The organism is Bifidobacterium sp. wkB344, assembly GCF_003688305.1.
GTDB classification, from domain to species: Bacteria; Actinomycetota; Actinomycetes; order Actinomycetales; family Bifidobacteriaceae; genus Bombiscardovia; species Bombiscardovia mizhiensis.
Map to the genome: position 1 here is coordinate 222,262 of NZ_NPOQ01000013.1, position 13,236 is coordinate 235,497.

The 13,236-nt window shown below is 64.6% G+C and carries 5 protein-coding genes; 2 read left to right on the top strand and 3 right to left on the bottom strand.

The annotated features are described in order from the left end of the window. The first annotated feature begins 92 nt into the window (after nucleotides 1–92). Nucleotides 93–3,659: a DNA-directed RNA polymerase subunit beta gene (rpoB, locus tag CI601_RS04390; RefSeq protein ID WP_121914442.1), complete on the top strand. Its 3,567-nt coding sequence runs from the start codon at nucleotides 93–95 to the stop codon at nucleotides 3,657–3,659. Between the two features lie 88 nt (nucleotides 3,660–3,747). Beyond that, nucleotides 3,748–7,911, top strand: a complete 4,164-nt coding sequence (locus tag CI601_RS04395; protein ID WP_121914443.1) for a DNA-directed RNA polymerase subunit beta' — start codon at nucleotides 3,748–3,750, stop codon at nucleotides 7,909–7,911. Between the two features lie 155 nt (nucleotides 7,912–8,066). Here the strand turns inward: CI601_RS04395 and CI601_RS04400 are convergent, their stop codons facing one another. From CI601_RS04400 to CI601_RS04410, 3 genes are read right to left on the bottom strand one after another with little or no spacing between them, the layout of a single operon-like run. Next, nucleotides 8,067–10,478 (bottom strand): transglutaminase family protein, encoded by a 2,412-nt coding sequence (locus CI601_RS04400; RefSeq protein WP_121914444.1) that lies wholly within the window; start codon nucleotides 10,476–10,478, stop codon nucleotides 8,067–8,069. Beyond that, entirely contained in the window at nucleotides 10,475–11,725 is a 1,251-nt protein-coding gene (locus CI601_RS04405; RefSeq protein WP_121914445.1) for a DUF58 domain-containing protein, read from the bottom strand. Before CI601_RS04405 ends, CI601_RS04400 begins: the two co-directional genes overlap by 4 nt. A gap of 3 nt (nucleotides 11,726–11,728) precedes the next feature. Further along, the gene (locus tag CI601_RS04410) at nucleotides 11,729–13,234 is read right to left on the bottom strand and encodes a MoxR family ATPase (protein WP_259465314.1); all 1,506 of its coding nucleotides are present in this window, start codon (nucleotides 13,232–13,234) and stop codon (nucleotides 11,729–11,731) included. Nucleotides 13,235–13,236 lie beyond the last annotated feature (2 nt).

Genomic DNA, 13,236 nt, shown 5'->3' on the forward strand with positions numbered 1-13,236 from the left:
AGGTGCCCGCGAATAGGCATATGGCGGCCATTCGGCATCTCCCTGGGGTAACAGGAATGATCGAGTACGGCGAGCGATAAGGAACGTCCATTTTGGCTGCCAATAAAGCTGTAAGAAGTACCACCACTACGCAGGCACGCGCTGACGAACACGACATCAAACTGCACAAGGCCACCGATCGTGTCAATTTCGGATCCATCCGCGAACCCATCGAGGTGCCCTACCTCCTGGGCGTGCAGACCGATAGCTTCGACTGGTTGGTCGGCAACGACCGCTGGAAGAAGCGGGTCGAGGAGGATCAGGTCAACGGGACCCATACCGTGGCCCCTGTCTCCGGCCTGGATGAGGTCTTCCAGGAGATCTCTCCCATTGAGAACTTCGCCCAGACCATGAGCCTGACCTTCTCGGATCCCTACTTCGAGGAGCCCCGGCACACGGTTCAGGAGTGCAAGGAGAAGGACTACACCTACTCGGCTCCTCTGTATGTGAACGCCGAGTTCGAAAACGGGGACACTGGCGAGATCAAGTCGCAGACCGTCTTCATGGGCGACTTCCCGCTGCAGACCCCTCACGGCACCTTCATTATCGGGGGCCCGGAGCGCGTTATCGTCTCCCAGCTGGTCCGCTCCCCGGGTGTCTACTTCGACCGCACCCAGGACCGCAACTCCGACAAGGAGATTTTCGGGGCCAAGATCATCCCCAGCCGGGGCGCCTGGCTGGAGTTCGAGATCGACAAGCGCGATGTGCTGGGCGTGCGCGTGGATCGCAAGCGCAAGCAGTCCGCCATCGTCTTCCTCATGGCCATCGGCATGACCAAGCCGCAGATCCGCAAGGCCTTCAAGGGCTACCCGCTGGTGCTGGATGCCCTGGAGAAGGAGACCATCGAGACCCAGGACGAGGCCCTGACCGACCTCTACCGCAAGATCCGGCCTGCGGACACCGCCTCTCCCGAGGCCGGCCGCAACCTGCTGGACTCCTTCTACTTCAACACCAAGCGCTATGACCTGGCCCGGGTCGGTCGTTACAAGATCAACCGCAAGCTGGGCCTTGAGGCCGATTTCAACGACCGCAGCCTGCATCCCGAGGACATCATCGCCACCCTGAAGTATCTGGTGACCCTGCATGCCGGCGGGCAGACCTTCCCCGGCCGCCGCGACGGCCAGGACATCGAGCTGCGGGTTGACGTGGACGACATCGACCACTTCGGCAACCGCCGCATCCGCCAGGTGGGCGAGCTGATCCAGAACCAGCTGCGCACCGGCCTGAGCCGTATGGAGCGTGTGGTCCGCGAGAGGATGACCACCCAGGACGCCGAGGCCATCACCCCGCAGTCCCTGATCAACATCCGCCCGGTCAATGCCACCATCAAGGAGTTCTTCGGAACCTCCCAGCTGAGCCAGTTCATGGATCAGAACAACCCGCTGGCCGGTGTGACCAACAAGCGTCGTCTTTCGGCCCTGGGCCCCGGTGGCCTGTCCCGCGACCGCGCCTCCATGGAGGTGCGCGATGTGCACCCCTCCCACTACGGACGCATGTGCCCCATCGAGTCCCCTGAAGGTCCCAACATCGGTCTGATCGGCTCCCTGGCCACCTTCGCTCGGGTCAACCCCTTCGGCTTCATTGAGACCCCCTACCGCAAGGTCATTGATGGCCAGGTGACCGACGACGTGGTCTACATGACCGCCGACCAGGAGTCCGAGCACACCATCGCCCAGGCCAACCAGGAGATCGACGAGACCGGACACTTCGTCGAGGACGAGGCCCTGGTTCGTGATGCCGAGGCCGAGGCCAAGGATGTGCCCGTCTCCCAGGTGGATCTGATGGATGTCTCCCCCCGGCAGATGGTTTCCGTGGGCGCCTCCCTGATCCCCTTCCTGGAGCATGACGAGGGCCACCGAGCACTGATGGGCACCAACATGCAGCGTCAGGCCGTCCCCCTGGTCAAGTCCGAGCGTCCCCTGGTGGGCACCGGTTCCGAGTGGCGCTCCGCCATCGATTCGGGCGATGTCATCCTGGCCGAGAAGCCGGGTGTGGTCACCTATGTCTCCGCCGACATCATCCGTGTCATGAATGACGACGGCACCCAGTCCTCCTACAAGCTGGCCAAGTTCCAGCGGTCCAACCAGACCACCTGCTACAACCAGGTTCCCCTGATCAAGGATGGGGAGCGGGTCGAGGCCGGCACGGTCCTGGCCGATGGCCCCGCCACCCAGAAGGGCGAGATGGCCCTGGGCAAGAACCTCCTGGTGGCCTTCATGCCTTGGAACGGCTACAACTACGAGGACGCCGTCATCATCTCCCAGCGTCTGGTCCAGGACGACACCCTGAGCTCCATCCACATCGAGGAGTACGAGACCGACGCCCGCGAGACCAAGCTGGGCGCCGAGGAGATCACCCGGGACCTGCCCAACGTGGGCGAGGATGCAGTGGCCAACCTTGACGAGCGCGGCATCATCCGCATCGGTGCCGAGGTCGAGGCCGGCGACATCCTGGTTGGCAAGGTCACCCCCAAGGGTGAGACCGAGCTGACCCCCGAGGAGCGGCTCCTGCGGGCCATCTTCGGCGAGAAGAGCCGCGAGGTGCGCGACACCAGCCTCAGGGTGCCCCACGGCGAGACCGGCACGGTCATCGAGGTCAAGGAGGTCACCCGCGAGGATGCCGAGGAGGACGGCGACGAGCTGCCCAACGGCGTCAACCGGATGATCCGGGTCTACATCGCCCAGCACCGCAAGATCACCCAGGGTGACAAGCTCTCCGGCCGCCACGGCAACAAGGGTGTCATCTCGAGGATCCTGCCCGAGGAGGATATGCCCTTCATGGCCGATGGCACCCCCATCGACATCATGCTCAATCCTCTGGGCGTGCCCTCCCGAATGAACCTGGGCCAGGTTCTGGAGCTTCACCTGGGGTGGATCGCCCACTCCGGCTGGGACATCAGCCTGGATCCCAACCTGGAGGCCGAGTGGAAGAAGCACATCCCGGCAGGAGCCGAGAAGGCCGAGCCCGGCACCGCCGTGGCCACCCCGGTCTTCGACGGTGTGCGTCAGGATGCTCTGAACGGTCTGCTCAAGACCACCCTGCCCAACCGTGACGGTGAGCGCCTGGTGGGCGACGATGGCAAGGCCGTGCTCTACGACGGCCGCACCGGTGAGCCCTTCACCAAGCCGATCTCCGTGGGCTACATGTACATGCTCAAGCTCCACCACCTGGTGGACGACAAGATCCACGCCCGGTCCACCGGCCCCTACTCCATGATCACCCAGCAGCCCCTGGGCGGCAAGGCCCAGTTCGGCGGCCAGCGCTTCGGCGAGATGGAGGTCTGGGCCCTGGAGGCCTACGGTGCCGCCTACACCCTGCACGAGATGATGACCACCAAGTCCGACGACGTGGATGGTCGTGTGCGGGCCTATGGCGCCATCGTGCGCGGCGAGAACCTCCCGGCGGCAGGCATTCCGGAGTCCTTCAAGGTGCTCCTCAAGGAGATGCAGTCGCTCTCCCTGAACGTGGAGGTGCTCAACGCCGAAGGCAACGTGATCGAGATGAAGGACGAGGACGACGACCCCAACGCCGCCTCCGACGACCTGGGCTTCAACATCGGCGCCCGCCCGGACGCCGCCGCCAAGGCCGACCAGTCAGCTCCCGAGCCGGAGTACCGCTGAACCACCAGTCACAGGGATGCCCGCCTGACGGGCATCCCGCTAAAAGGCAAACTTCAGAGCAGTTACAAGATCAGAGACAGGACATAGAGTGCTGGACGTCAATGCATTTGACAAACTGAGAATCGGACTGGCCACGGCCGACGACATCCGCGGCTGGAGCTATGGCGAGGTCAAGAAGCCCGAGACCATCAACTACCGTACCTTGAAGCCCGAGAAGGACGGCCTGTTCGGCGAGCAGATCTTCGGACCCACCCGCGACTGGGAGTGCGCCTGCGGCAAGTACAAGCGCGTGCGTTTCAAGGGGATCGTCTGCGAGCGCTGTGGCGTGGAGGTCACCCGCTCCCGCGTCCGCCGCGAACGTATGGGCCACATCGAGCTGGCCGCCCCCGTCACCCACATCTGGTTCTTCAAGGGTGTGCCCTCCCGGCTGGGATACCTGCTGGACATCGCGCCCAAGGACCTGGAGAAGGTCATCTACTTCGCGGCCTACATGGTCACCAAGGTGGACGAGGAGCAGCGCCACAAGGATCTGCCCGACCTGCAGGACGAGTTCGACAACGAGATCAACCAGCTGGAGAAGAAGCGCGACCTGGAGATCGACAAGCGCGCCAAGAAGCTGGAAGAGGACCTGGCCGAGCTGGAGAAGACCGACGAAGTCAAGGGTTCCATGAAGGCTCGTCTGCGCAACGGGGCCGAGCGGGACATGACCGCCATCCGCAAGCGCTACGACGACCAGATCCAGAGGATCACCGCCGTCTTCGACCGTTTCAAGACCCTGAAGCCCGGCGACATGGAGGGCGATGTGGATCTGTGGCGGGAGATGCAGGACCGCTACGGTGACTACTTCGAGGGCTGCATGGGCGCCGAGGCCATCAAGAAGCGTCTGCAGGACTTCGACCTGGAGGGTGCCGCCAAGGAGCTCCGCCACGAGATCGACACCGGTTCCGGCCAGCGCAAGGCCCGTGCCTTGAAGCGGCTCAAGGTGGTCTCCGCCTTCCTGAACACCGGCAACAAGCCCGAGGCCATGGTCCTGGACGTCGTCCCGGTCATTCCGCCCGATCTGCGCCCCATGGTGCAGCTGGACGGCGGTCGCTTCGCCACCTCCGACCTGAACGACCTCTACCGGCGCGTCATCAACCGCAACAACAGGCTCAAGCGCCTGATCGAGCTGGGCGCCCCCGAGATCATGCTCAACAACGAGAAGCGCATGCTCCAGGAGGCTGTGGACTCCCTCTTCGACAACGGCCGCCGTGGCCGTCCCGTCACCGGAGCCTCAAACCGTCCCCTGAAGTCCCTGGCAGACATGCTCAAGGGCAAGCAGGGCCGCTTCCGTCAGAACCTGCTGGGCAAGCGTGTGGACTACTCCGGTCGTTCCGTGATCGTGGTCGGTCCCTCCCTGCGCATGCACCAGTGCGGTCTGCCCAAGCCCATGGCCCTGGAGCTCTTCAAGCCCTTCGTCATCAAGCGGCTGGTGGATCTCAACTACGCGCAGAACATGAAGAGCGCCAAGCGCCTGGTCGACCGCGGCGATCCCGAGGTCTGGGGCGTGCTGGAGGAGGTCATTTCCGAGCATCCCGTCCTGCTCAACCGTGCGCCTACGCTGCACCGTCTGGGCATCCAGGCCTTCGAACCCATCCTGGTCGAGGGCAAGGCCATCCACCTGCCCCCGTTGGCCTGCGCGGCCTTCAACGCCGACTTCGACGGCGACCAGATGGCAGTTCACCTGCCCCTGTCGGCCGAGGCCCAGGCTGAGGCACGTTCGCTCATGCTGGCCTCCGACAACATCCTCAAGCCCGCCGACGGCCACACGGTCACCATGCCCTCCCAGGACATGATTCTGGGTCTGTACTACCTGACCACCGTGGTTGACGGCGCCAAGGGGCAGGGCCGGATCTTCTCCAGCCTGGCCGAGGCCCGGATGGCCTTGGACCTGGGCGAGATCGACATGCAGGCCAAGATCCTGCTGCGAGTCCCCGCTGACTTCGTCATGCCCAAGGATTGGAAGCCCGGCGACCTCAAGGTCGTCGACCCCGAGCCCGGCAGCCCCGACGTGGTCAAGGAGGAGGTCTTCAAGGACGGTTCCAGGCTCTTCGCCACCAACTACGGGAGGGTCCTGTTCAACCGGACGCTGCCTGTGGACTACCCCTTCATCAACGAGCAGGTGCCCAAGGGCAAGTTGTCAGGCATCGTGGACGACATTGCCACCCGGTACTCGACCGCACAGGTCGCGGCCACCCTGGATGCCCTGAAGGATCTGGGCTTCACCCGGGCCCAGTGGTCCGGCGTGACCATGGCCTTCTCCGACATCGTGGTGCCGCCCGAGCGCGAAAAGATCGTCAACGAGTACCAGGGGCAGGCCGCCAAGGTCAACTCCCAGTACGATATGGGTCTGCTGACCGACGAGGAGCGCCGTCAGGAGCTGATCAACCTGTGGACCGAGTGCACCGACAAGGTGGCCGACGCCATGCAGGAGCACTTCACTCCGGACAACAACGTGAACATCATGGTCCAGTCCGGGGCACGAGGCAACTGGATGCAGATCCGCCAGATCGCCGGTATGCGAGGCCTGGTGGCCAACCCCAAGGGCGAGATCATCCCCCGACCGGTCAAGTCCAACTACCACGACGGCCTGTCGGTGCTGGAGTACTTCATCTCCCAGCACGGCGCCCGCAAGGGTCTGGCCGACACCGCACTGCGTACCGCCGAGTCGGGCTACCTGACCCGTCGTCTGGTCGACGTCTCCCAGGACGTGATCGTGCGTGAGGAGGACTGCGGCACCATGCGTGGTCTGACCATGAAGGTGGCCGAGCGCGACGAGCAGGGCAACCTGGTCCTGGTCAAGGCCGCCGACGGCGGACCTTACTCCAGGCTCCTGGCCGCCGACGTGATCGACCCCAAGGACGGCAAGACCGTGCTCTACAAGCGCGGTGATGCCCTGTCCATGGATGTGCTGCGTGACATGGTCGCCCACGGCGTGGAGGAGGTCAAGGCCCGTTCGGTCCTGACCTGCGAGTCCACCCGCGGGGTGTGCGCCAAGTGCTACGGCTGGTCCCTGGCCACCAACAAGCTGGTGGACGTCGGCGAGGCCGTGGGCATTGTGGCCGCCCAGTCCATCGGCGAGCCCGGTACCCAGCTGACGCTGCGTTCCTTCCACTCCGGCGGTGTGGCTTCGGCCTCCGATATCACCCAGGGTCTTCCCCGTGTCACCGAGCTCTTCGAGGCCCGTACCCCCAAGGGCGAGGCTCCCATCGCGGAGTTCCCCGGCACCGTCAAGGTGGAGGACACCGATCGTGGCCGTCAGGTGACCCTGACCCCCGACGACACCTCTGTTGAGGCGCTGACCTACCCGGTCACCCGCCGTGCGCCCATGATGGTCAAGGATGGACAGCACGTCGAGGCCGGCACCCAGCTGATCGAGGGTTCCGTGGATCCCAAGAAGATCCTGCGCATCCTCGGCCCGCGCGCCGCCCAGGTGAACATCGTCAACGAGGTGCACACGGTCTACCGCTCCCAGGGCGTGGACATCCACGACAAGCACATCGAGGTCATCGTCCATCAGATGCTCCGCCGCGTTACGGTCATCGACTCGGGCGACACCGATCTGCTGCCCGGCGAGCTGGTTGACCAGGCCAAGTTCAAGGCCGCCAACATGAAGGCCGTCAAGGCCGGAGGCAAGCCGGCCGCGGGACGTCCCGAGCTCATGGGCATCACCAAGGCCTCCCTGGCCACCGACTCCTGGCTGTCGGCCGCCTCCTTCCAGGAGACGACCCGCGTGCTCACCGAGGCCGCCCTGAACCAGAAGGTCGACGACCTGAAGGGCCTCAAGGAGAACGTGATCATCGGCAAGCTGATTCCTGCCGGCACCGGCCTGGCCAGGTACCGCAACGCCACCGTGGAGCCCGACAAGGCCATCCGCGACACCATCTACCCCAACTTCGGTCTGGGTGGCGGCGACGTGGATCTGAGCGACGCCGACCTGAACGATGTGGACTTCTCCAACATCGACTTCGGAGACCTGAAGCTGGGCGACGACTTCAACCCGGACGACTTCCTCAACGACCAGGGCGGCCAGAGCCATCTGGACACCCCCAACGTGCAGGATCCGTCAGCTGAGGCCGGCGATCAGACGGCTGCCACCACGAACACGGGATCTTCGGATGCCGCCGATGGCAGTGACTCCGCCCAGAATCCGTCCCAGCAGTCCGGTTCGGCCACCTTCTCCTCTTCGGAGGATCAGCACTCCAACCAGTGAGCGTCTGAACAACCGGTAGCCGCGGATCCGCTTGGGCTGGATGACCCGGCCTGGCGGATTCGGCTGCCGGATGTGATAAAGGATGAGGGCCCGTGCAATCGTAGCGATTGCACGGGCCCTCATCTTGTTTTCTTGCGGTCCAGGTTGCAGACAGGTCAGCGCAGATGCCTAGGGGAAAGCAGTGTGCGCCAGCGTCGGGTTCGCGGCAGGGATGACAGGATGGCGGATCGGAGCTTGTCTACTAGCTGCCAGCAGTCTTCGACCTCCTGCTCATCTGAAGGATGACGGTCGAACGAGGCCTGATCAGCCATGTTGCACAGTCGATCCAGATCCCGACGCAGCCCAGCCGACGAGGACCCTGGGGGGTCGGTCAGCAGGGTTTGGGCGATCAGGGCTGCCTGCTCGCTACGGGTGCCCTCTAGGGACAGGCCGGTCTGTCTTCCCAGGTTGCCGATCTGTCGCCAGCCGGCGCGGATGCGTGTCTTCGGATCGCCGGTCGACCGGGCCCGTCGGCGCAACCAGGCCTTGACGGCCAGCAGGAGCAGAACCAGGAGAGCGGGCAGCCAGACCGGCATGGTCCAGAGCGTCACTTTGGCTATCAAAGGGCCGTACCGCTTCCAGAATGAGGGTGAAGACTGCCGGGATGCTTCCTGTCCGCCGACGGTAGTCCGACCCTGGGTGGTTCGGTCGTCGCGGGGAGGATCGACCAGCGGGGGCGGTGGCTGGCGGACCAGGGTGCGCGGGTTGGGTGGCGTAGAGTCCAGGGACCTGTCCGGGGTCTTGGTCTCCGGTGGCGTGGGGTAGAAGGGGACCCATCCTAGACCCTCTAGGTTGACCTCCACCCAGGCCTGGGCATCGCGGCCTGTGAAGTCGATTCTGGTGCTGCCGTCCGCCTGTGTCCTGGTCCGTTCCCTGCTGATGGAGCCGTCACGGTTCTTGGGCAGGAATCCCAAGACCACCCGGGATGGCAGACCCATCTGCCGTGCCAGGAGGGCCATGGCTGAGGCGTATTGCTCGCTGTCGCCCACCATGGCCTGGCCCTGCAGGAGTTGATTGATTCGATAGTCGCCGTGGCCGGAGGCCGAAGGGTAGTCGCCGGCCAGACCGTGGGAGAACCACCCCTCCCGGTGCAGCCGTTCCTCGATGGCCAGAGCCCTGGCACCGCCGCGCACCTGCATGGAGGTCATGGAGGCAGCCGCCTTGGGCAGGCTCTCAGGAGCATCCGCCAGGGGAGGCACCTGCACATCGCCCGGATCGCTGTCGGCGATGCGACGGGTTGCTGGTCTATCTTCGGCCAGGCCATGCACTGTATAGCTGGTCCCCTTCTGCAGGGCCTGATCGGTCAGGGCAGTGTCTGTGGCCTTGTTGAAGTAGAGGTCCTCCCGTTGCAGGCCCTTAGCCGTATCGATGCCGTTGACCTGTCCGGCGGAAGGCAGCCATGCGTGGTTGAATCCCTCTCGAATCTCGAAGGTCGCTGTAAAAGGTCGTCCGGTCGATTTGGTGTCTTTGGCCTTCTCCTGGTGTGTTTCTGTCCGGATCTGGGCGCCGATGCGCCGGTAGTCGGCGGCTCCTGCACCTGAGGAGTCGGACAGATTCCAGACCTTGCCGTCATAACGGTCCATGACGGCCATACGAACTGGGGTGCCAGCGGGCAGGTTGCGGACCGTGACCAGGGTATCGTCGCGGTGGCGTTTGATGTAGGCGCGGTAATCGCTCAAGGGGCTGGTGAACTGGTAGGGGTCTATGGGCGGCTGATAGTGGTCGCGAATGACCAGTCGGGTCGGGGCGGGCAGGAGCCCAGCGGAGAGCATCAGTCCGGCTGCCAGGGTTAGGGTCAGGAGGGCGGATGCGGGCCCCTGCAGACGCAGCAGTCCCAGCCCACTGGCGCACCAGATCAGCAGGAGCAGCCAGAGGATGCCACCTGTCAACGCCGGATAGAGGCCTCTGCTGGTGCCTAGTGCTGCTGACAGAGCCATGGTGGCCAGAATGGGCAGGGTGGCTGTCAGGACAGCCACGGGGTGCGCCGGCCGTCCCAGGTTGCGGCCCAGGCCATGACGGGCCAGCAGCACGGCCAGGTAACAGGTCCAGAGCATCAGCGTCCACAGGGCCATCAGTCCGCCTGCTTCCGGTCCAAGGGGCGGATCGATGGCTGCCAGGGTCTTGAAGGCGCCGAAGGTGGCGGACCACCCTTGTGCCAGGGTTGCCCAAGTGGGCAGGACATGGGCCAGGGTGGTCCCGTTCAGAGCGAATATAGGTCCTAGCAGGAACTGGGCGGCAATCAGCAGCAGAGGCTGCAGGAGGGCAGTGGCGATCCCACGGCGGGGGAGCATGGCGATCAGCAGTCCAGTCAGACAGGCGGCGGCTCCCACTGTCAGCCAGAAGGGCAAGCTGCCATAGACCGGCAGCAGCTGGAGTCCGGCCAGCAGATCAAGTGGGGCCAATGCGGCGACCAGAATGACGGGGGAGCGGCGCCTGGTCGGGTCGACGGTGGATTGCAGACCAGATTGGTCGATCAGGCGGATAGGCTCCCTCTGGGCTTGGTCCATCCATGATGCGGATGTGCTCATGGCTGGTTCTCCATGAGGATGGGAAGGTCCTTCCTGTTACCCACAACAGCGTTGACCAACCCCGGTTGCGTCTGCAGGCTTGGATGGGCATCCAGGTCAGCAGCTAGCAGCATGACCGGGGATGCGTTCTGGGCCGATCTGTCCGCTAGGACTGAGGGTTGGCGGTCACCCAGCGAACCGGTCACCAGGATGGTCAGACTGGTTTGCTCGGGAGCATCAGCCAGATCGGGCTTGTCGTAGCTGTCCTGGCGGGGGCGGATGGCGCTGCAGGCATCCAGAAAGCTTCGGGGATCCTCCGTAGGCAGGGTGGTGATCCCATGGGCATCGGGATCGTCCGGTTCTGGGGCCAGCGCTTGCAGCCGACGGCCGTCAAGCAGGCATCGGCAGCCCAGAGAGGCATAGATTTCGACTGCCAGCTCGAACTCATCCGCGCTCCTGTAGGAGGTGGCCTGGCCGTCCAGGATCAGTTTGATTCTGGTGCGCAGGGTGGGCTCGTACTGGCGGACCATCAGGGTGCCGGCCCGGGCGGTGGATAACCAGTGAACCCGTTTTATGTCGTCGCCCGGAACGTAGGGGCGTAGGGCATGGAATTCCAGATCGTCGTCGACAATGCCGGGGCCAGGGTTCCCCTCCAGATCGCGCTCCAGCCCGGCTTCGAGGGGCGGCAGTGCCACCGTGCGGGGATGGATATAGAGTTTGCGGGCGCCGGTCAGAATTCGGCGGCGACGGATGAGTCCCAGCGGATCCCCAGCCTCCATGGTCACCGGGCCTAGGTCAATCACGCCACGGGATCTGGCCTCCAGTTTCAAGCGGATCTGGTGACTCTGACCGGGTGCCAGGGCTGGCAGGGGTGCCATGACGGTTCCTTGGCCTAGGGCCAGGCCGATTCGGCCGCGGCGGGTGGAGCGGCTGCCTGGGTTGGTCAGCACCAGGATCAGCTCGGCCTGGCCACCCACCTCCAGATGGCCTTGGTCCAGGCTCGTTTCAGCGTTACAGGACAGGTTGCCCAGGCTCATCAACAACCCCAGTAGGAGCATGCCCACGCCCAGCAGAGCGCTCGCCAGCAGTTCACGCCAGCCTGTAGGGGCGAAGGCCAGAGCGCACAGAAGCGTGGCCAGAGCCATAGCCCGGCCCAGGGCAGTGATCGACTGCCATAGGTCGGCGGCCCGGGATCGCAGGCTCTGTTCGGATCCTGCCGAGGATGCCGGTCTAGCTTTCGGGGCAGTTCGGCTGGCGAAGGCGGTCATGGCTCACTGCTCTCCTGTGGGGACGGGGACCTTGGCCAGGGCTTCGGCCAGCGCCTGGTGTTCATCCATGTCCGCCAGCCTGCTCTGGGAGGTCAGGATCAGCCGGTGGGCCAGGATGGGGTCGACCAGTTTCTTGACATCATCGGGGATCACGTAGTCGCGGCCCTGGGCGCAGGCCCGGATCCTGGCACAACGGACCAGAGCCAGCCCGCCTCTGATGGAGGAGCCGACCCGGATGGCGGGACTGTGCCGTGTGGCTTCGATGATGTGGATGACGTATTCCATGATGGAGGAATCACAGAAAACCTTGGAGGCGCAGGCAGCCATGGCCTCCACCTGGGCGGCATCGACCACCGGTTCCACCAGGCCTGCCCGGTCGCGGATGTCGGCCTCTTCAAGAATACGCATGCTGGCATCGTGTCCAGGCGCCCCAAGCGAGGTGCGGATCAGGAAGCGGTCCATCTGAGCTTCGGGCAGGGCATAGGTGCCCAGCTGTTCGATGGGATTCTGAGTGGCCATCACCATGAACGGCCGAGGGAGGCGGTAGGTGCGGCCATCCACGGTCACCTGGCCCTCCTCCATGACCTCCAGCAGGGCCGACTGGGTCTTGGGGGAGGCTCGGTTGATCTCGTCGGCCAGAACCAGGGAAGCAAAGACCGGGCCGGGCCGGAAGGAGAATTGTCCTTGAGCCTGGTCATAGAAGGTCACACCCAGCAGGTCGGAGGGCAGCAGGTCCGGGGTGAACTGGATCCGCTTGCAGTCCACGGCGATGGAGGCAGCCAGGGCGCGTGACAGCTGGGTCTTGCCAGTGCCCGGATTGTCTTCCAGGAGCACATGGCCTCCCGCGATCAGGGCGGTGACACATAAGGCGACGGTTTCCTCCTTGCCCAGCACCGCCTGGCCGACGTTGTCCACGATGGAGCGGAAGAGGTTGGCGAAGGTCGACACATCCAGGGCGGCCTGGCTGTTGCCTCTGGCATGGCCTGAACGTCGCTGCTGCCTGGTCTCTGCTGCATGACCTCCTGCTTCGGTGGGAGGCCGTTGGTTCTGCCCGGTCTCGACTTCGTATCTGGGAACTGAGGTGCGCTCCAGCTGTGGGTGACGGGATTGATCGGTGGCGTCGACGAGGTCAGGCCCTGTAGGAGCTGAGGACGACCGGGAGAACAGGTCACGGACTGGCTGATGACTGGGGATAGTCCCGTCTTCCACCATGGTGCGGTCCGATGGGGCAGATTCCGTCCCGGATTTCTGATTCATTTCTTGTCCGGCAGCCACGGGGATGCGGCCGGGCCTGGTCCGGTCGTCGTTCGCCGCCGAGTCAGATTCCTGCTGCCCCAGACCGGCCATGAGGGCCTGGCGCTGTCGCTTGAGTACATCCAGTCGGTCGGCGGGGATCCGTCGGCCTTCCTTGCTTGCCTCGCGGGCGGCCTTGGGGGTACTCCTCCTGGTCGCGTCATCCGGGATGGTGCCGTCCTGCTGGATGGGTTCCTGTGCGCTTCGATCATCCATGG

What these genes read in the sequence shown, in the direction of transcription:
- CI601_RS04400 (WP_121914444.1), bottom strand. Translation starts at nt 10,478, where the DNA reads ATGAGCACATCCGCATCATGGATGGACCAAGCCCAGAGGGAGCCTATC.
- CI601_RS04405 (WP_121914445.1), bottom strand. Translation starts at nt 11,725, where the DNA reads ATGACCGCCTTCGCCAGCCGAACTGCCCCGAAAGCTAGACCGGCATCC.
- CI601_RS04410 (WP_259465314.1), bottom strand. Translation starts at nt 13,234, where the DNA reads ATGGATGATCGAAGCGCACAGGAACCCATCCAGCAGGACGGCACCATC.